The sequence below is a fragment of the Nonomuraea sp. K271 genome (assembly GCF_009908215.1).
GTDB classification, from domain to species: Bacteria; Actinomycetota; Actinomycetes; order Streptosporangiales; family Streptosporangiaceae; genus Nonomuraea; species Nonomuraea longispora.
The window spans coordinates 16417-35481 of sequence record NZ_JAAAHR010000093.1 but is presented as its reverse complement, the minus strand read 5'-3'; the positions used below and the strand labels follow the sequence as shown (position 1 = coordinate 35481).

The following is a 19065-nucleotide window of genomic DNA, read 5'->3' as shown; positions in this document are numbered from 1 at the left end:
TTCTTCGGCCGTCGGCGCGTGCCCTCGTCGCGGGCCGGCGGCGGGGGCGACGGGGCGGGGTCGTGATCGAGCGCAGCCGGGACTCGGCGATGGATCGTTCTGCCGTCGGATCGGGGGTTCGCACGCCGGTGAAGGTATGCCTGCGGGCGGCCGTCCCCGGAGGCCGAGCCGCGTTCTGTGGACAACGAGGGCTTATCCACAAGGAGGTGCCGGGGGTGGAGCGGTGACCGTCAGGCCGAGCATGCCGGGCTCCACGTGGGCCCCGATCACCGCCCGGACCTCCAGACGGGCGATGGCGCGCGAGGAGGTGCGGGCCTTCTCGATCGGGGAGATGTGGCCGTCCACGATGTGGAGCAGCGGCTTGGTCATCAGGGCTGAGCCGAAGAGGGGGCCCGCCGCGCCGATGCGGCCGCTGCGGCGCAGGTAGTCGAGGGTGTCGACGTAGAAGGACGTACGGTGGCCGCCACGCGCCGGCGGGCCGCCGAGGCGACCTCCTCCAGGCAGGCCCCGACCGCCGCGGCGCGGGCCGCGGCGAGCACCGGGTAGCCGAGACCCATCGCGATCGAGCGGCTCCGACCACCTCCACCGCTCCGGGGCGTCGGAGGCGGCGGCCAGGGCGGAATCGGCGGTGCCGGACATCGCGGCCGAGAGGTGGACCGACACGGTGCCCGTGACGCCCGCGAGGGCCAGGGAGGCGTAGCAGGCGGCGAACGCGGCTGGCGCCGGCCGGGAGGTGGTGGCGGAGGCGAGGTCGCCGGTGGAGAACCCTCATCATGGGGCACACCCTGGGCGATCACCTGGACGGGCACGACCGTGACGCCCGGCGCGGGTGGCAGCTAGGCGGTGGAGGCGGTGACGACGGCGACCGTGGGCGGCATGTGCCGGGGTCAGTTACTGGACAGGGATGCCACCCCGCCACACCCGGCGCGGCTGGAGGCCGAAGGACCAGGCGAAGGCGCCCTCGTGGTCGGCGTCCCACTGCACGATGTCGGCCAGCCGGCCCGGGGCCAGCACGCCGCGGTCGGGGGCGCCGAGAACGGTGGCGCCGCCGAGGGTGGCCGCGCGGAGCGCGTCGTTGACGCTCATGCCGAACGCCGACACCGCCATGGCGATGACCAGGGCCATCGAGGTGATGCCGCAGTAGCCGGGGTTGTGGTCGCTGCCGAGCGCGATCTGCACGCCGTGCTTGATCATCTGGCGGACCGGCGGGAGGTGGCCGCGCTGCAGGGCGGTGGCGGGGCAGACGACGGCGGGCACGCCGTAGCGGGACATGATGGCGATGTCCTCGTCGGACATGTGGTGCAGCCCGTCGGCGGAGGCGCAGCCGAGCTCGGCGGCCAGCTGGACGGCGCCGCGGCGGCTGTACTGGCCGGCGTGGATGCGCGGCAGCAGGCCGACGTTGCGGCCGGAGGCGAGGACCCAGCGGGATTCCTCGGTGGTGAAGTGACCCTCGTCGCAGTAGACGTCGACGCTGTCGGCGCCCGCCGCGGCGGCGTCGGCGCACCAGGAGCCGACGGCCTCGACGTATTCGCGCTGCCGGCCGAAGTATTCGGGCGGGACCACGTGCGCCGCGAGGAAGGTGACGTGCACCCGTGGCATCATCGGCTCCTTCTCCAGCTCGCGCAGGAGCCGCACGTCGGCCAGCTCGCCGTCGCGGGTGAGGTGGTAGCCGGTCTTGGCCTCGACGGTGGTGGTGCCGCTGAGCAGCCAGTCGCGCAGGCGCTCGCGCACGCCGTTGCAGAGCGTCCAGGGGTCGGTGCCTCGGGTCACGGTGACGGTGGAGCCCACGCCGCCGCCCGCCGCGGTGATCGACGCGGACGTCGAGCCGCCGGTGCGGATGGCGAGCTCGGCGTAGCGGTTGCCGGCGTAGACCGGGTGGGTGTGCGCGTCGATGAGGCCGGGCGTGACAAGAGCGCCGCCCAGGTTCTCGACGTGGTCGACGTCGACGATGTCGTCGACGACGCCCGGCACCGTCTGTGGCAGGTCGGGCGCGCGACCGACCCATGCGATGCGGTCGTTGTGCACGAGGATGGCGGCGTTGCTCAGGACTTCGTTGCCGGTCCAGAGACGGCCGATATTGGTCAGCAGCCGAACGGTCACCGCATCACCGCCCCGCAAGAGCCTCTGCCCGTTTCCCGGCATGGTCCCAGCGTCCAGCGCACGGCCTGCGCCGCGCCCACTGAGTCCGCTCCGGGTCCGGACGACATGGGGGGTCTCCTGCTCTAGTCCGCGTCAAGCTGTGCGGTGACCGTATCGCCGGAGACATGATCCGGCGATTTCAGTTCAGTTACGTTATTTCACAGGCTGGGCCGCTGTACAGGGTTATTCGGAAGAAAGACCACTGATCCCATCCGTCACCCAGCCCTGCCTCGTCCCCATGGCCCCCGTTGACGACTTCCACACCAGTAGTCATCATCCGAAACCCAGACCCGAACCCAAAATGCAGACCAACGTTAGGTCTGGCCAATGGTAGCAACCCCAGGGTGCGCGGACCACTGCCGCTTTTGGGCAGCTCTGCGCGCTTTCAAGCGAGAGCTGCCCAACCGCTCAGCGACATACCGGCGAGCGGCGGCGTGCAGGTCGTCTAGGAGACGCGTTCGACCGGCTTGCCCACCCGCACCAGCTCCTGCGACAGGCTGGGCAGCACACGAGCGTGCAGGATCGTGCCGTCCTCGACGTGATCGACCGAGAGGACCTCGCCCTCCTTGTGGGCGCGCGAGATCAGGTCGCTCCTGTCGTAGGGCACCAGCAGGTTGACCTCGTGGTCGAGCCGCGGCAGCTCCTGGTCGATGAGCGACATGAGCTCGGGGATGCCCTTGCCCGTGCGGGCCGACACCACGACGCTTCCGCGCTCACGCCGGAGGATCCGGTCGATCACGCCCTGATCGGCCAGGTCGGCCTTGTTGATCACGACGATCTCGCGGATGGCGGAGGCGCCCTCGATGTCGGCGAACACCTCGCGCACGGCCGCCAGCTGGCCCTCGGGGTCGGGGTGGGATCCGTCGACGACGTGCAGGATGAGGTCGGCGTCGGCCACCTCTTCCAGCGTCGAGCGGAACGCCTCGACGAGCTGGTGCGGCAGGTGCCGGACGAACCCGACCGTGTCGGCGATCGTGAAGAGCCGGCCCTCGGGTGTGCGCGCCCGCCGGACCGTCGGGTCGAGCGTCGCGAACAGCGCGTCCTCCACCAGCACGCCCGCGCCGGTGACGCGGTTGAGCAGCGAGGACTTGCCCGCGTTGGTGTAGCCGGCGATCGCCACGGCCGGGACCTCGCGCCGCTGGCGCTGGTAGCGCATGGTGTCGCGCGAGGTGGACATGCCCCTGATCTGGCGGCGCAGCTTGGCCATCCGCTCGCGGATGCGCCGGCGGTCGAGCTCGATCTTGGTCTCACCGGGGCCGCGGCCGCCGATGCCGACGCCGCCCGCGGCGCGCCCGCCGACCTGCCGGGACAGGTTGCCGCCCCAGCCGCGCAGGCGCGGCAGCAGGTATTGCAGCTGCGCCAGCTCGACCTGGGCCTTGCCCTCGCGGCTCTTGGCGTGCTGGGCGAAGATGTCGAGGATCAGCGCGGTGCGGTCGATCACCTTGACCTTGACCGTCTCCTCGAGCTGGCGGAGCTGACCGGGGGTCAGCTCGCCGTCGCAGATCACGGTGTCGGCGGCGGTCGACTCGACCACGTCGCGCAGCTCGAGCGCCTTGCCCGAGCCGATGTAGGTCGCCGGGTCGGGCTTCTGACGGCGCTGGATCAGGCCGTCGAGCACCTCGGACCCGGCCGTCTCGGCGAGGAGCTTGAGCTCGAGAAGCGAGTTCTCGGCATCCTCGACGGTGCCGGAGGTCCAGACGCCGACCAGGACGACCCGCTCGAGCCGCAACTGCCGGTATTCGACCTCGGAGATATCCTGAAGTTCTGTGGACAGGCCCGCCACGCGGCGGAGCGCCTGACGCTCCTCGAGGTCCATGTCGCCGGTCTCGTACGCGTCGAGCGCGGAGTATTCGTGCATACGTGTCATCTCTATTAGGGAACGTCCGGACACCACGATGTCTTCCCACGATGGTGGCATGACATCCCTGGCGCAATCACCTGGTTATCCCGGCTCCACGCTGACATCACCCGAACCGGCCGATATCGAGATCTTGTTCGGCGATGAGCCGTCGTTGTCGACCTTGACGTTGACGTCGCCGGATCCCACCTCGGTGGCCACCGCGTACTTGCCCGCCGGCACGACGAGTTTCGTGTTGCCCGAGCCGGTCTCGAGCCGCGCCTCTTCCGGGGCGCGGCGGTATTTCAGCTCGATGTCGCCCGATCCCGCGTCGGCGTACAGCTTCTTGCCGCCGAGGCCGGCGGCGTCGACGTCGCCCGAGCCGAGCTTCACGTCGATCGTACCCGTCAGGTCCCTGAGCGTGAAGTTGCCCGAGCCGGCCTCAAGGTCGACGGCCAGCCCTTTGGGGATCTCGATCTTGTAGTCGACGCGGCAGCTGCCGAAGTTCGACGGGCAGTCGTAGGCGACGAACAGCTCCTCCCCCTCGACCTTGTGCTCGGGGGTGGGCTTGCCGTCGCCCCGCCACCGGAGGGTCTCGGTGACGCGGATCGCGTTGCCGCCGGTCTCCGTGAGCACGGTGTCGCCCGCGCTGCTCTCGAGCCGCAGCTTGGTCACCTTGTCGGTCACCTGGTAGGAGGCGGTGTCCTGCTCAGTGGGACCCCCGATGCTCGCGAGCCCGCACCCGGTCAGCGCCAATGCGGAGGCCAGCAGCCCGCCCGCGATCGCCATCGTTCTCATGCCCCGCATACTTTCGCGGTGCGCGGCCCGCACGCATCGGGGTTCTCCCGGAGATCCCCCGGGGGAACCCCGTCTTTGACCGGAGAAGGACCAGAAGGGTAGCTTCGGTTCCATAATTCAGAAGTCGTTTTCCACATCGCGGAACAGTGGGGAAGAGGTTCATGGAGATCACCGGCCCGATGCACGACCGGTACGACGAGATCCTCACGCCGGAGGCGCTCGCGTTCGTGGCGACCCTCCAGCGGGAGTTCGGCGCCAGGCGGCTGGAGCTGCTGGAGGCCCGCCAGACGCGGCAGGCCGAGCTGTCGGCCGGCGCCACGCTCGACTTCCTGCCCGAGACGAAGGAGATCAGGGAGGGTGACTGGCAGGTCGCCTCCCCGGCGCCCGGCCTGGAGGACCGCCGCGTCGAGATCACCGGCCCCGTGGACAAGAAGATGACCGTCAACGCGCTCAACTCCGGCGCCAAGGTCTGGCTGGCCGACTTCGAGGACGCCAACTCGCCGCTCTGGGAGAACTGCGTGAGCGGCCACGTCAACCTGCGCGACGCGCTCGACCGTACGATCGACTTCGAGTCCGGCGGCAAGACGTACGCGCTGCGCCCCGACGACGAGCTGGCCACCGTCGTGGTGCGGCCGCGCGGGTGGCACCTCGACGAGAAGCACGCCGGGGTCGACGGGCGTCCGGTCGCGGGGTCGCTGTTCGACTTCGGCCTCTACTTCTTCCACTGCGCCCAGCGGCAGCTCGACAAGGGCAAGGGCCCGTACTTCTACCTGCCCAAGATCGAGTCGCACCTGGAGGCGCGGCTCTGGAACGACGTGTTCACGCGGGCCCAGGAGCTGCTCGGCATCCCGTACGGCACGATCAGGGCCACCGTGCTCATCGAGACCTACCCGGCGGCGTTCGAGATGGAGGAGATCCTCTACGAGCTGCGCGACCACTCCGCGGGGCTCAACGCCGGCCGCTGGGACTACCTGTTCAGCGTGATCAAGAAGTTCCGCACCAGGGGCAGGGAGTTCCTGCTGCCCGAGCGGAACGCGGTGACGATGACCGCGCCTTTCATGCGCGCGTACACCGAGTTGCTGGTGCGCACGTGTCACAAGCGGGGCGCGCACGCGATCGGCGGGATGGCGGCGTTCATCCCCTCGCGGCGTGACCCCGAGGTGAACGCGGTGGCGCTCGAGAAGGTGCGGGCCGACAAGACGCGCGAGTCCGGCGACGGGTTCGACGGGTCGTGGGTGGCGCATCCCGACCTGGTGCCGGTCTGCCGCGAGGTGTTCGACGGCGTGCTGGGGTCGCGGCCCAACCAGCTCGACCGGCTGCGCGAGGACGTCAGCGTGTCCGCCGCCGACCTGCTGGCGGTCTCGGAGACGCCCGGCGAGATCACGGAGGCGGGGCTGCGCAACAACGTGGACGTGGGGCTGCGCTACCTCGCCGCGTGGATGGGCGGTCAGGGCGCGGTGGCGATCCACAACCTCATGGAGGACGCCGCCACGGCCGAGATCTCGCGTTCGCAGATCTGGCAGTGGATCCACAACGACATCGAGCTCGCCGAAACGGGCGCGCGGGTGACGAAGGACCTGGTCGAGCGGATCATCGCGGAGGAGGTGGCCGCGATCGCGCAGGAGCCGGGCTACGACGAGAGCCTGTACGCCCAGGCCACCGCGCTGTTCAAGGAGGTCGCGCTGGACGACGACTTCGCGGAGTTCCTGACGCTGCCCGCATATGCTCGAATGCCATAGGACTCGAATGCCATAGGAAAGGCTAATAAAGGGGGATCGGTGATGGAAACGCTGATAGCGGCCCTGCGGTCGCTGCTGCCCCACGACTCGGTGATCACCGATCCCGTACGCCTGCGCACGTACGAGTGCGACGGCCTGACCTACCACCGGGCGACCCCGGGCGTGGTCGTGCTGCCCGCCACGGCCGAGCAGATCGCCCGCGTGGTACGCCTGTGCAACGACTTCGGCGTCCCCTTCGTGGCGAGGGGCTCGGGGACCGGGCTGTCGGGGGGCGCGCTCCCCCGCGAGGACGGCGTGCTCATCGTCACCTCGAAGATGCGTGCCATCCTGGAGATCGACCTCGCCAACCGCAGGGCGGTGGTGGAACCGGGCGTCACCAACCTGGCCATCACCGAGGCCGTGCGCGACCAGGGCTACTACTACGCCCCCGACCCCTCCAGCCAGCAGATCTGCTCGATCGGGGGCAACGTCGCGGAGAACTCCGGCGGCGCCCACTGCCTGAAGTACGGCTTCACCGTCAACCACGTCGAGGCCTGTGAGATCGTCACCCCCGACGGCGATCTGGTGACGCTCGACCGCGCGGACCCCGGCTACGACCTGCTGGGCGCGTTCGTGGGCTCGGAGGGCACGCTGGGCATCGCCACCAAGATCACGGTACGTCTCTGCCGCGCGCCCGAGTCGGTGACCACGGTGCTGGCCGCGTTCGAGAGCATCGAGCAGGGCGGCGAGGCGGTCTCGGCGATCATCGGGGCGGGCATCGTGCCGGCCGCCATCGAGATGATGGACGCGCTGGCCATCGAGGCGGCCGAGGCGGCGGTGGCCTGCGACTATCCCGAGGGCGCGGGCGCCGTGCTCATCGTGGAGCTCGACGGGCCCACTGACGAGGTGGAGCGGCAGTTCGCCCGGCTCAGGGAGATCTGCTCGGACGCGTTCGAGCTGCGGGTCGCGGCCGGCGCCGCCGAGCGGGCGGCGATCTGGAAGGGCCGCAAGTCGGCGTTCGCGGCCGTGGGGCGCATCAGCCCGGCCTACATCGTTCAGGACGGCGTGGTGCCGCGCACGTCGCTGCCCGGCGTGCTGGCCGCCATCGACCGGCTCTCGGCCGAGCACCGGATCAAGGTGGCCAACGTCTTCCACGCGGGCGACGGCAACCTGCATCCGCTGGTGCTGTTCGACGACGCGGAGACCGGCGCGGGCGAGCGGGCCGAGGTGGTCTCCGGCGCGATCCTCGACCTGTGCATCGAGCACGGCGGCTCGATCACGGGCGAGCACGGGGTCGGGGTCGACAAATCGCGCTATATGCCGAGGATGTTCAGCGACGACGACCTGGACACCATGCAGCTCGTCCGGTGCGCGTTCGACCCGCGTGGCCTGTCCAACCCGGGCAAGGTGTTCCCCACGCCGCGGCTGTGCGGCGAGGTGCCGGGCGTGCGCAAGGGCGTGCACCCGCTGGTCGAGTCCGGGAAGGCGGAACAGTTCTGATGACCCTGGCGGCCGGCGGCGTGACGGTCAGGCGGGCCGGTGAGAGGGACGCCGTGAGCGGCGTGGTGCCGCGCTGGGTGGCGCTGCCCGAGACGGTGGAGGAGATCGCCGCGGTGCTGCGGGCCTGCGAGGAGCAGGACCTCGCGGTGGTGCCCGTGGGCGGCGGGACCAAGCTGCACTGGGGCCACCCGCCCGAGCGGTGCGACGTCCTGCTCGACATGTGCTGCATGAACGAGATCCTCGAACACGCGGCCGGCGACCTCGTGGTGCGGGCGCAGGCGGGCGTCACCATGGACGCCCTGGCCGCCGCGCTCGCGGGCAAAGGGCAGGAGCTGGCGCTCGACCCGCCGTTCGCCGAGCAGACGACGGTCGGCGGCACGCTCGCCGCCGCGACCGCGGGCCCGCGCGCCTTCCGCTACGGCACCGCCCGCGACCTGCTCATCGGGGTCACCGTGGTCCTGCCCGACGGCACGGTCGCCAGGTCGGGCGGCAAGGTGGTCAAGAACGTCGCCGGCTACGACCTCGGCAAGCTCTTCACCGGTTCGCGCGGCACGCTGGGCGTGATCGCCGAGGCGACCTTCCGCCTGCACCCGCTGCCCGCCCTGCGGCGCTGGGTTGTGGCGGCCACGGAGGTCGCCGGCCTCGCCGGTGAGACCCTGCCGCGCCTGGCCGCCTCCCAGGCCGAGCCCTCCGCCGTGGACATCGACTGTCCCGACGGCCGGCACGCGACGATCGCGGTGCTGGTGGAGGGGTCGGCCGCCGAGCACCGCGCGCAGGCGCTGCGCGATGTGCTCGGCGACGGCACGATCACGGACGTGCGGCCTGACTGGTGGGGGCGCATCCTCACGGACGAGGTGCTGGCAGAGCTGCGCTTCCCGCCCGCGCGCACGACCGAGGCGCTGGCGGCTGCGGGCGAGGCCGGGTTCTCCTTCCGCGGCTCCGCGGCCACGGGACACGCCTACCTGGAGCGCGGGGGCGAGGTCTCCGAGGCGGAGCTGACGGACGCCGTCGACCGGCTCAGAACGCGGATCGAGGCGCTGGGCGGGCGGGTGAGCGTCCCGGCCTCGCCGTACGACGGCGTCGACAGGTGGGGGCAGGTGAGCACGTTGCCGCTGATGCGGCGGGTGAAGGAACGATTCGATCCCGGGCGCAGGATGTCCCCCGGCCGGTTCGCAGGAAGGATCTGACGTGGATCCTGAGCTGATCAACGACTGTGTGCACTGCGGGTTCTGCCTGCCGACGTGCCCGACGTACGCGCTGTGGGGCGAGGAGATGGACTCGCCGCGCGGCCGTATCCACCTGATGAAGCAGCACGTCGAGGGCACGCCCATCACCCCCGAGATGGCCGGGCACTTCGACGCCTGCCTGGGCTGCATGGCGTGCGTCACGGCGTGCCCTTCCGGAGTCCAGTACGACCGGCTGATCGAGCAGACCAGGGTCGTAATCGAGCGGGAGCACGTGCGCGAGCCGGAGGACCGGGCCGTACGCGAGATCGTGTTCAGCCTCTTCCCCTACCCGCGCAGGCTGCGGCTGCTGCGGCCGACGATGTGGCTGGCCGGGCGGATGGCGCCGTTCCTGTCCCGGGTGCACCCCGGCCTCGGCTCCATGGCGAGGCTGGCGCCGCGGGTCGAGCACCGCCAACGCATGCCGCGCGTCGTCAGAGCAAGGGGGGAGCGCAGGGCCGTCGTCGGCATGCTCACGGGATGCGTACAGGGAGAGTTCTTTCCCCAGGTCAACGCGGCCACCGCGCGAGTGCTCGCGCTGGAGGGCTGCGACGTGGTCATCCCGCGAGGACAGGGCTGCTGCGGCGCGCTCAGCGTGCACTCCGGGCGCGCCGAGCAGGCCAGAAGGCTCGCCCGGCGCACGGTCAGGACGTTCGAGAAGGCGGGCGTCGACACCGTCGTGGTGAACGCGGCGGGATGCGGCTCCTCCATGAAGGAATACGCCGAACTGCTCGGCCGCGAACCCCGGTTCAAGGTAGCCGACCTGTCCGAATATCTCGCCGAGCTGGGCCCCGTGGCCACGCGGCACCCGATGCCGCTGACCGTCGCTTACCACGACGCCTGCCATCTGGCCCACGCCCAGGGCATCCGCGACCAGCCGCGCGAGCTGCTGCGCGGCATCCCCGGCCTGGAGTTGCGCGAGATCCCCGAGTCGGCCGTCTGCTGCGGGTCCGCGGGCACGTACAACATCCTGCAGCCGCAGGCCGCCCACGACCTCGGCGACAGGAAGGCCCGCGCGGTGGGCACGACCGGCGCCGGCCTGCTGGTCTCCGCCAACCCCGGCTGCACCATGCAGATCGCCTCCGCCATGCGCCGCGCCGGCGAGGAGATCAGGGTGGCGCACACGGCCGAGGTGCTGGACGCCTCGCTCCGCGGCGTGCGCCTGTGAGCGTCCAGTCGGTCGAGCGGGCGCTCGACGTGCTGGAGGCGCTGGCCGAGCATGGGGGCGAGGCGGGCCTGTCGGAGATCGCCGCCAGGACGGGCCTGCCGTACGGGACCATCCACCGGCTGCTGCAGACGCTGCTCGCCCGCGGTTACGTACGCCAGGAGTCGGACCGCCGGTACGCGCTCGGCGGCGGGCTCGTACGCCTGGGCGGCATCGCGGAGAGCATGGTCGGCGTATGGGCGCAGCCGTACCTCGCCAGGATGGTCGAGCTGTCCGGCGAGACCGCCAACCTGGCCGTGCTCGAAGGCGACTTCATCGTCTACGTGGCCCAGGCGCCCTCGCCGCGCAGGCTGCGCATGTTCGCCGAGGTGGGCCGGCGGGTGCTGCCGCACAGCACGGCGGTGGGCAAGGTGCTGCTGTCCGGGCGGCCCGCCTCCGAGGCGGTCGCCGTGTTCGAGCGGACCGGCATGCCGCGGCGCACCCCCAACACGATCACCGAGCTGAGCGCGATGCTCGCCGAGCTCGAACAGGTCAGGTCGCGTGGTTACGCCATGGACCTGGGCGAGGAGGAGCTGGGCGTGCACTGCCTGGCCGTGCCCGTCTGGGACGGTGGCCGGGTGGTCGCCGCGATGTCGGTGTCGGGCCCCGCGGAACGCATCGACGGGCTGGACCGTGACGAGCTGGCGGAGGGCCTGCGGAAGATCGCACTCGACTTCGGCAACGAGCTCCGTCCGACGGCCGACGGCAGTTGAGTAGTCAATTACTTTTCCGGGCCCTCTGACGTGCGGATACACCGGCGATCCCGCTCACCGCCCGCCAAGATCCCCGTGAGAAGCTCCGTGCGGCGAAGTATGCTGTTGCGGTATGAGCAACACCGCGACCGTGCAATCAGTAGATCGGGCCATTGCCATCCTGGAAATCCTCGCCCGTGAGGGTTCCACCCGAGTGACGGATCTCGCGACAGAGCTCGACGTGCACAAGTCCACGGCCTTCCGTTTACTCGCCGCTCTGGAGCAGGGCGGATTGGTGGAGCAGAGCAGCGACCGCGGGCGCTACCAGCTCGGCTTCGGCGTCGTACGCCTGGCCGGCGCGGCCACGGCCCAGCTCGACCTGTCGCGCGAAGGCAGAGACGTGTGCCTGCGCCTGGCCGAGGAGATCGGCGAGACCGTCAACATCGCGGTCCCGCAGGACGGCGACGCGGTCAACCTCACCCAGATCCGCGGCCCGGCCGCGATCAGCGGGCACAACTGGGTCGGGAAGAGCACCCCCGCCCACGCCAGCTCCAGCGGCAAGGTGCTGCTGGCCTTCGGCGCCCTGCGCATGCCCGGCCGGCTCGACCGCTACACCCCCCGCACGATCACCTCCAAGGACGATCTGGACCTCGACACCATCAGGGAACGAGGCTGGGCCGAGGCCGTGGAGGAGCTCGAGGTCGGGCTGAACGCGGTCGCCGCGCCGATCAGGGGCAGCGACGGCACCGTCGTGGCCGCCGTCAGCGTCTCCGCGCCCTCCTACCGGCTGACGCCCGACCGGCTTCCCGAGGTGGGCGAGCTGCTGGTCGAGGGCGCGCGGGAGATAAGCCAGCGCATGGGCTATTACCGTTAGGGCATGTGCAGAAGCATCAAGACCCTTCGTCCCCCGTACACCGAGAGTGTGACCGAGGAGGACGTGCGCGCGGCGGCGCTCCAGTACGTCAGGAAGATCTCCGGCTTCCGGGCACCCGCCGCGCACAACGCGCAGGCGTTCGACCGGGCCGTCGAGACCATCACCAGGGCGTCCGAGGAGCTGCTCGGGGCGTTGCAGGTGCGCGGGAGCCGGTGACCGGACGGGCTACGACGAGGCGCGGGCCACGGGCCGGCCGCCCGCGCAGGTGATCGTGAGCTCCACCTCGTCACCCTCCTCCTGCTCGAACTCCACCTTGGCCTCCCGGGCGGGCCCCGGCTCGACGCCGTCCGCCGCGTAGCCCTGGGCGGGGCTCCACGAGCGCAACGTCACCTGGTCGCCGTCGCAGGAGGCGATCACCGTGCCGCCCGCGCTGCGGATCAGCTTCTCCTGCCGGGTCCGGGCGGGCGAGCCGGTCGGCGTCGTGACCGCGCGCGACGTCGCCGTGGCCAGGGCCGCGCGCACCTCCGGCCCGGTGAGCACGTGGCTGGAGGCGCCGGTCAGGCCGTTGCCGAGCAGGCCGAGCACCGCCACGCCCGCGCCGGTGGCGGCGACGGCGGTGGCGGCCCAGGCCAGGACGAGTCTCTTCATCGCCTCCCAGCCTCCCCCATGTACGGCTAACGTCAGGTTAAGGCGCCCCTAAGGCGGCCCAAGGCATCGCCAGGGAGCGTCTACGTTCAAGTACATGGCTGACATCCTGCTCATCGAGGACGACGTGGCGATCCGCACGGCGCTCAGCCGCGGGCTGCGGGAGCTCGGCCACGCCGTCTCCTCCTCGCCGACGGCGCTGGACGGGCTGCGGCTGGCCGTGCACGACCGCCCCGATCTCATCGTTCTCGACCTGGGGCTGCCCGACCTCGACGGGGTGGAGCTGCTGCGCATGTTGCGGGCGGTCAGCCGGGTGCCGGTCATCGTGGCGACGGCCCGCGACGGCGACGCGGAGATGGTGCCGGTGCTGGACGCGGGCGCCGACGACTACGTGGTCAAGCCGTACAGCGCGGCGCAGCTCGACGCCCGGGTCAGGGCCGTGCTACGGCGGTCGGGCGGCGACTCGGGGCCGGAGCCCCTGGCCGTGGGGGCCCTTCGGGTGGATCCGCGGGCGCGTACGGCCACGCTGGACGGGGCGGCGCTCGACCTGACGCCGCGCGAGTTCGACGTCCTGCACTATCTGGCAGCCCGGCCGGGCGAGGTCGTCACCAAGCGGGAGTTGCTGACGGAGGTCTGGCAGCTTCCGTACGGCGGGGCCGACAAAACCGTGGACGTGCACCTGTCGTGGTTGCGCAGGAAACTCGGCGAGACGGCGTCCGAGCCGCGCTACCTGCACACCGTGCGCGGCGTCGGCGTGAAGCTGGTCGAGCCGTCATGAGGCGATGGCTGGCCCTGCTGGTCGCCGCGACCACGTCCCTCGTGCTGATCGCGCTGCTGGTGCCGATGGCACTGCTGATCGGAGCCGTGGCCGAGAACGGCGCCATGAGCAGGGCCACCGCGGCGGCCGAGTACGTTGCGGTGGCCGTGGGCACGCCCGACCTGACGCTGGCCGTGCAGCAGGCGGGCCGGCCCGTGACCGTGTTCCTGCCGGGTGGCGGCACGGTGGGCGGGCAGGCGCCCCGCTCCGACGCCGTACTCCTGGCCGCCACCGGACGCAGCGTCACCGCCGCGGCCCCCGGCGGCAGGGAGGTGCTGACCTCGGCGCAGACGCCGGAGGGCACGGCCGTCATCAGGGTGTTCGTGCCGGACGCCGAGCTGACCAAGGGCGTGCGGGAGGCATGGCTGGCGCTGCTCGTGCTCGGGCTCGCCCTGGTCGTGCTGGGCATCGTCCTGGCCGACCGGCTGGCGCTCGCCGTGACCAGGCCCGTGGACGGGCTCGCCAGGGTCTCGCACCGGCTGGCCGGCGGCGACCTGTCCGCCAGGGCGGAGCTGGGCGGTCCGCCCGAGGTGCGCTCGGTGGCGCTGGCGCTCAACCATCTGGCGGGGCGCATCGACGACCTGCTCGCGACGGAACGGGAGTCGGTGGCGGACCTGTCGCACCGGCTGCGTACCCCTCTGACGGGCCTGCGGCTGGACGCCGAAACGTTGCGCGACCCGGAGGAGAGGGCACGCGTACAGAGCCGCGTGGACGCGCTCCAGCGTGCGGTGAGCACGGTCATCACGGACGCGCGCCGGCGTTCTGCCGGGCGCGACACGTGCGACGCGGCGGCGGTGGTGCGGGAGCGGGTGCGGTTCTGGTCGGTGCTGGCCGAGGACCAGGGGCGGGAGGTATCGGTTTCGCTGCCCGACGCCGCGCTGCCGGTGGCGGTGGGCGCCGAGGAACTGTCCGCCTGCGTGGACGCGCTGCTGGGCAACGTCTTCGCGCACACCCCCGAGGGGGTGCCCATGGCGGTACGCCTGGCGCCGCACGACGCCGGGGTTCTGCTGGTGGTCGAGGACTCCGGCCCCGGCTTCGACGCGGCGCTGCTGGAGCGCGGCACCAGCGGGGGCGGCTCGACCGGGCTCGGCCTCGACATCGCCCGCCGCACCGCCGAGTCGTCGGGAGGTGGCCTGACCGTCTCCACGGGCCCGGAAGGCGGCACGCGGGTGGAGGTCGTCCTGGGCCCGGCCCGTACGTGAAACCACGGCGGCGGCGATTGGGACACAAGGCCCTGGAGCCGTAGCGTTAACCGTGGCTTAGCGCGCGATTAGCGGCGATCGCGGTTTCGTGGAGGCATGCGAATCACGAAGAAGTTCATCGTTGCAGGTGCCGGTGTCGTCACGCTGGTCGCGGGCGGAGGCGCGGCCGTCGCCGCCACCACCGTCGCCGCCCCCGCCCCCAAGGTCACGGCGGAGCAGGCCATCGAGATCGCGCACAAGCAGGTGGCGGGCGCCTGGGTCAGCGAGCTCGACCTCGACTCCCGGGACACGGGGGCGGACGTGTGGGAGATCGAGCTGACCAAGGGCGCGCAGCGGCACGAGCTGACCATCGACGCCGCCACGGGCAAGGTCGCCAAGAACGAGACGGAGCAGCAGTCGGACAAGGACGACGACGACCGGGACGACCGGGACGACCGGGACGACAAGGACGACGACTGATCCGGAGCTTCCAGGAACGCCGGGCCACCGCGGCCCGGCGTTTCATGGTTGTGGGCGAAGCCCTGCTATGAGGAGACCGACCATCCGCCGTGCGTCGTAGCGGGGGTCGTTGTCTGCGCCGATGCAGAGGTTGCCGACGCCGCGCATGAGTTCGAGGGCGTTGAGGTCGGAGCGGATCTGACCGACGGCGGCCGCCGCGTCGAGCAACCGGGTGCAGACGGGCACGAGGCGGTCGAGGAAGTACGCGTGCAGCGTGTCGAAGCCGGCGTTGTCGGACTGCAGCACGGAGGCGAGCCCGTGCTTGGTGACCAGGAAGTCGACGAAGAGGTCGATCCACCGCTTGAGCGCGTCGTAGGGGTCGGCGGCGCTCTCCAGCAGGGCAGGGCCGGCCTCGGCGCAGGCTTCGACCTGGTGCCGGTAGACGGCGATGATGAGGTCGGACCGGGTCGGGAAGTGGCGGTAGATCGTGGCCACCCCGACTCCCGCCCTGGCGGCGATGTCGCGCACCGGCGCTTCGACGCCCGAGGTCACGAAGACGGCCGCGGCGGCGTCGAGCAGCGTCCTCTCGTTGCGCCGGGCGTCGGCCCGCTTACGGGTGGCGGCGCGCTTCGCGCCTCCGTCGTTCACCGCGCCATGTCCTTCCCTTGTCGCGCTTGCAAAACGGAACCACGTTCCTTATCGTAGCTGGAACCAGATTCCGTTTACTCCATGATGCCAGAGTGCCGGCCGAAGGACCAAGCCACCCGTCGCGACCACGCCTGCCTCGCGATACAGCGGAGGGCGGGGCGGCACTCACGGACCGCGCCGGCGTACGGGCCCACCGCGACGAGCGGCCACCCGTACACCGGAGAGGTGTTCCGCTTACTCCTCGAAAGGACCAGCGCCCCATGCTCCACACCACCAGACCCCGCTTCGGTCTCATGACCGCTCCGGCCCAGGTCGACTACCCCGTCATCCTCCGGGTCTGGCGCGAGGCGGACGAGATTCCCGAGATCGAACACGCGTGGTTGTTCGACCACCTCCTGCCCATCTTCGGCGACCCCGGCGGCACGATCTACGAGGGCTGGACGCTGCTCTCCGCCCTCGCCGCGCAGACCCGGCGGCTGCGCCTCGGCGTGATGGTGACCAGCAACCGCATCCGCCCACCGGCCTTACTGGCCAAGATCGCGACGACCGTCGACGTCATCTCCGGCGGACGGCTCGACTTCGGCATCGGCGTCGGCTCACGACCCAGCTGGCCGCTGGCCCACCGCGAGTACGAAGCCCACGGCCTGCCCTTCCACGACACCGCCCACGCCGTGGGCAGCCTCGCGGAGGCGTGCACGGTGATCCGGCGGGTGTGGACGGAGAAGGAACCGTTCGACTTCCACGGCACGTACGTCCAGGTCACCGGAGCGTACGGCAACCCCAAACCCGTCCAGCGACCCCACCCGCCCATTCTCATCGGCGGGCGCTCCTCGGCGACGCTGCGCGTGGTAGCCCAGCACGCCGACCTGTGGAACATCCCCGGCGGCGACATCAAGGACGTCGTCAGCCGCAGCGACCTGCTCGACCGCTACTGCGGCGAGATCGGCCGCGACCCCGCCTCGATCACCCGCTCGATCCACCTGCCCGTCTCCTACGACCAGCCCGACCTCACCCGCGACTCGATCGCCGAAGCCATCGACGCCGGCTTCACGCACATCGTCCTCGGGCTGATGCCGCCCTATCCCGCCGGCGTCGCACGGTGGGTCGCCGACGAGCTCATCGCCAAGAACCGCTAGAGGGAGACCGTTCTCATGACGGAAACAGATCTCATTGCCGGCTCCCCCACACCGGTCGTCTCGGTGAAGCCGGTCGTTCTGCCCGCGCCGGGCCGCGGCGATGACCTCCAGGTTCACGTGTCCGCCCCCGTGACCGGCACCGGGCTGCCCGTCATCGTGTTCTCGCACGGCTACGGCCAGTCGATGCACGGCTACGCCCCGCTGGCGGACCACTGGGCCGCTCATGGGTTCGTGGTGCTGCGGCCCACCCACCTAGACTCCCGGACGCTCGGCCTCCCGCCCGAGGATCCCCGTACACCACGGATCTGGCGGTTTCGCATCGAGGACCTCGAGCGGGCTCTCGACGGGCTCGACCTCCTCGAAGCCGCCGTACCGGGACTCGGGGGACGCATCGACCGCAGCCGCGTCGCCGTGTCGGGCCACTCCTGGGGAGCCCAGAGCGCGAGCGCGCTGCTGGGGGCGCGGGTCCTCGGCGCCGACGGTGTTGCCGGGGAGGACATGTCCGACCCCCGCGTCAAGGCGGGCGTGCTGCTCGCCCTGACCGGCCTGGGCGACGACCTCGCCCCGTTCGCGGCCGAGCACTTCCCCTTCATGAGGCCGTACTTCGGCGACATGACCGCTCCCTCGCTCATCGTCGCGGGCGACAAGGACCAGTCCGCGCCGTCCACCCGCGGCCCCGACTGGTTCACCGACTCCTACGTGCACAGTCCCGGGGGCAAGAGCCTGCTCACGCTGTCCGGGGCCGAGCATTCGCTCGGGGGCGTCTCCGGGTACGAGGCCGCCGAGACGACCGACGAGCACCCCGCCCGCGTCGCCCTGATCCAGCGGCTCACCACCGCCTACCTGCGCAGCGTCCTCTGCTCCGAGGACACCGGCTGGAAGTCGGCGCTGGAGGAGGACCTCAGCCCGCTGGGGAACCTGCAGAGCAAGTAGGCGTGCCGCGTCCGCCGTTGCACCGGTGAGCATGCTCCGCTTTGCATGTACGGATTTCGGCGGATTTGCGGCAGCGAATTGTTAGCCGGGGAGTTCGCACCGGGCGACCGGCTGCCGACACGCGAGGAGCTGTCCGCCGAATACGAGGTGGCGCCGGGTGTCACCATGCAGGCACCGGCCGAGATCCGCGAACGGCTCCGGCCGGGCGAACCGCCGGCCTCGGGGTGACGCACCGGATGGCCGCCATCGGCATCGACGTGGACGCCCGGAGCGAGGAAGTGTGGGCGCGACCCGCCTCCCCCGAGGAGGCCAAGCGGCTCGGCATCGGCGCGGGCTCGACCGTGATGGTCATCGACGAGGCCAAGGAACGGTTGATCCGGACGCGCGCCACCCACCTGGACGCTCTCGTGGCCCGGCTGCACGAACCACGGGTGGAACGGGTGATCGAACCGATCGTCGCGGGAACATGGCCGGGCACGGACACGTCCTTCGACGATGACGTCTCCTACGTGCACGACCTCGGCCTCAGCCGAGGGCCCGGGGACCTGGAGATCGCCAACCCCATCTACCGGGAGGTCCTCCTACGGGTCCTCGGCCATCGTACGGAACGGTTCGTCAAAGCCGATCCACGCAGCTTCGTCCGCCCCGACGGCCGGTTCGACCTGGCACGCCTGCTCCAGGAGTTCGTCGTGTTCTGGCGCGAGCACGGCGCGGTCCTCATCCAGCAGGAGGGCTACCACGAAGCCGCCTGCCAGATCATCCTCATGGCCTTCCTGCACCGCCTGGTCAACGGCGGCGGCCACCTCGACCGCGAATACGCCGCCGGCACCGAACGCCTCGACGTCCTGATCCGCTGGCCCCACACCGGCCCCGACGGCGAACGGCTGACGCAGCGCGAAGCCATGGAGCTCAAGGTCTGGCGACCCGGGGAAAACGACCCGAAACCCGAAGGTCTCGCCCAGCTCGACCGCCACCTCGACCGCTCACCCTGGCCACCGGCGTCCTGGTCATCTTCGACCGCCGCCCCGAAGCTCCGCCGTGGAAGGACCGCGGCGGTTTCGAGCAGGCGACCACACCGTCCGGCCGCCAGGTCAGGGTTCTCCGGGCATAGTACGGCCGGGTCAGCGGGTCATGTTCATCACGATCGGACGATGGTCGGACGCCGTGGTGGACAGCACGGAGCCGCTCGTCGTGGTCGATGCCCGGCTTGCGGTGGATCTCCTGAAGGTGACGATGTTGGCGCCGCCTGACTGTGCGTACA

Annotated in this window: 20 protein-coding genes; 14 read left to right on the top strand and 6 right to left on the bottom strand. The window is 71.1% G+C overall.

Annotation, left to right across the window (positions count from 1 at the left end; translation table 11 throughout):
- Positions 1-192 precede the first annotated feature (192 nt).
- The 4 genes from GUY59_RS28050 to GUY59_RS28035 all read right to left on the bottom strand — a co-directional run bounded on the left by GUY59_RS28050 (position 193) and on the right by GUY59_RS28035 (position 4774).
- Positions 193-690, bottom strand: coding sequence for a DegV family protein (locus tag GUY59_RS28050; RefSeq protein WP_236667576.1), 498 nt, complete (start codon positions 688-690; stop codon positions 193-195).
- 201 nt (positions 691-891) lie between these two features.
- Positions 892-2100, bottom strand: a complete 1209-nt coding sequence (hutI, locus tag GUY59_RS28045; RefSeq protein ID WP_138202623.1) for an imidazolonepropionase — start codon at positions 2098-2100, stop codon at positions 892-894.
- Positions 2101-2584: 484 nt separating this feature from the next.
- Entirely contained in the window at positions 2585-3997 is a 1413-nt protein-coding gene (hflX, locus tag GUY59_RS28040) for a GTPase HflX (RefSeq protein ID WP_138202675.1), read from the bottom strand.
- Between the two features lie 84 nt (positions 3998-4081).
- Positions 4082-4774, bottom strand: coding sequence for a DUF4097 family beta strand repeat-containing protein (locus GUY59_RS28035; protein ID WP_138202625.1), 693 nt, complete (start codon positions 4772-4774; stop codon positions 4082-4084).
- A 161-nt stretch (positions 4775-4935) separates the two neighbouring features.
- On the opposite strand from GUY59_RS28035, the gene aceB reads away from it, so the two are divergent.
- The 7 genes from aceB to GUY59_RS28000 all read left to right on the top strand — a co-directional run bounded on the left by aceB (position 4936) and on the right by GUY59_RS28000 (position 12201).
- Positions 4936-6513 carry a malate synthase A gene (gene aceB / locus GUY59_RS28030; protein ID WP_138202627.1) on the top strand — a complete coding sequence of 526 codons (1578 nt, stop codon included), beginning with the start codon at positions 4936-4938 and terminating at the stop codon, positions 6511-6513.
- 42 nt (positions 6514-6555) lie between these two features.
- Positions 6556-7992, top strand: coding sequence for an FAD-binding oxidoreductase (locus GUY59_RS28025; protein ID WP_138202629.1), 1437 nt, complete (start codon positions 6556-6558; stop codon positions 7990-7992).
- Entirely contained in the window at positions 7992-9179 is a 1188-nt protein-coding gene (locus GUY59_RS28020; RefSeq protein WP_138202631.1) for an FAD-binding oxidoreductase, read from the top strand. Before GUY59_RS28025 ends, GUY59_RS28020 begins: the two co-directional genes overlap by 1 nt.
- Before the next feature lies 1 nt (position 9180).
- Positions 9181-10383 (top strand): (Fe-S)-binding protein, encoded by a 1203-nt coding sequence (locus GUY59_RS28015; RefSeq protein WP_138202633.1) that lies wholly within the window; start codon positions 9181-9183, stop codon positions 10381-10383.
- Positions 10380-11132 carry an IclR family transcriptional regulator gene (locus GUY59_RS28010; protein ID WP_138202635.1) on the top strand — a complete coding sequence of 251 codons (753 nt, stop codon included), beginning with the start codon at positions 10380-10382 and terminating at the stop codon, positions 11130-11132. Before GUY59_RS28015 ends, GUY59_RS28010 begins: the two co-directional genes overlap by 4 nt.
- 112 nt (positions 11133-11244) lie before the next feature.
- Positions 11245-11985, top strand: coding sequence for an IclR family transcriptional regulator (locus GUY59_RS28005; RefSeq protein ID WP_171055461.1), 741 nt, complete (start codon positions 11245-11247; stop codon positions 11983-11985).
- 3 nt (positions 11986-11988) lie between these two features.
- A complete protein-coding gene (locus GUY59_RS28000) occupies positions 11989-12201 on the top strand; it encodes a DUF2277 domain-containing protein (RefSeq protein WP_132332970.1) in 213 nt (70 codons plus the stop codon).
- A 9-nt stretch (positions 12202-12210) separates the two neighbouring features.
- Here the strand turns inward: GUY59_RS28000 and GUY59_RS27995 are convergent, their stop codons facing one another.
- On the bottom strand, positions 12211-12633 hold the full coding sequence (locus GUY59_RS27995) for a hypothetical protein (RefSeq protein WP_138202637.1): 423 nt from the start codon (positions 12631-12633) through the stop codon (positions 12211-12213).
- A gap of 94 nt (positions 12634-12727) precedes the next feature.
- Here GUY59_RS27995 and GUY59_RS27990 point away from each other — a divergent pair, with 94 nt between their 5' ends.
- The 3 genes from GUY59_RS27990 (at position 12728) to GUY59_RS27980 (ending at position 15108) form a co-directional block, all read left to right on the top strand.
- Positions 12728-13408: a response regulator transcription factor gene (locus GUY59_RS27990; RefSeq protein ID WP_138202639.1), complete on the top strand. Its 681-nt coding sequence runs from the start codon at positions 12728-12730 to the stop codon at positions 13406-13408.
- The gene (locus GUY59_RS27985) at positions 13405-14649 is read left to right on the top strand and encodes a sensor histidine kinase (protein ID WP_138202641.1); all 1245 of its coding nucleotides are present in this window, start codon (positions 13405-13407) and stop codon (positions 14647-14649) included. Before GUY59_RS27990 ends, GUY59_RS27985 begins: the two co-directional genes overlap by 4 nt.
- A 96-nt stretch (positions 14650-14745) precedes the next feature.
- The gene (locus GUY59_RS27980) at positions 14746-15108 is read left to right on the top strand and encodes a PepSY domain-containing protein (protein ID WP_138202643.1); all 363 of its coding nucleotides are present in this window, start codon (positions 14746-14748) and stop codon (positions 15106-15108) included.
- Positions 15109-15150: 42 nt separating this feature from the next.
- On the opposite strand, the gene GUY59_RS27975 is transcribed toward GUY59_RS27980, so the two are convergent.
- On the bottom strand, positions 15151-15735 hold the full coding sequence (locus GUY59_RS27975; RefSeq protein WP_138202645.1) for a TetR/AcrR family transcriptional regulator: 585 nt from the start codon (positions 15733-15735) through the stop codon (positions 15151-15153).
- A gap of 260 nt (positions 15736-15995) precedes the next feature.
- Here GUY59_RS27975 and GUY59_RS27970 point away from each other — a divergent pair, with 260 nt between their 5' ends.
- The 4 genes from GUY59_RS27970 to GUY59_RS27955 are packed head-to-tail and all read left to right on the top strand — an operon-like array spanning position 15996 to position 19054.
- Positions 15996-16871 (top strand): LLM class flavin-dependent oxidoreductase, encoded by an 876-nt coding sequence (locus GUY59_RS27970; RefSeq protein ID WP_138202646.1) that lies wholly within the window; start codon positions 15996-15998, stop codon positions 16869-16871.
- A gap of 15 nt (positions 16872-16886) precedes the next feature.
- Positions 16887-17804, top strand: a complete 918-nt coding sequence (locus GUY59_RS27965; RefSeq protein WP_138202648.1) for an alpha/beta hydrolase family protein — start codon at positions 16887-16889, stop codon at positions 17802-17804.
- A gap of 45 nt (positions 17805-17849) precedes the next feature.
- Positions 17850-18032 carry a GntR family transcriptional regulator gene (locus GUY59_RS27960; RefSeq protein ID WP_138202650.1) on the top strand — a complete coding sequence of 61 codons (183 nt, stop codon included), beginning with the start codon at positions 17850-17852 and terminating at the stop codon, positions 18030-18032.
- An 8-nt stretch (positions 18033-18040) separates the two neighbouring features.
- Positions 18041-19054, top strand: a complete 1014-nt coding sequence (locus GUY59_RS27955; protein ID WP_138202652.1) for a UTRA domain-containing protein — start codon at positions 18041-18043, stop codon at positions 19052-19054.
- The last annotated feature ends 11 nt before the right edge of the window (positions 19055-19065 follow it).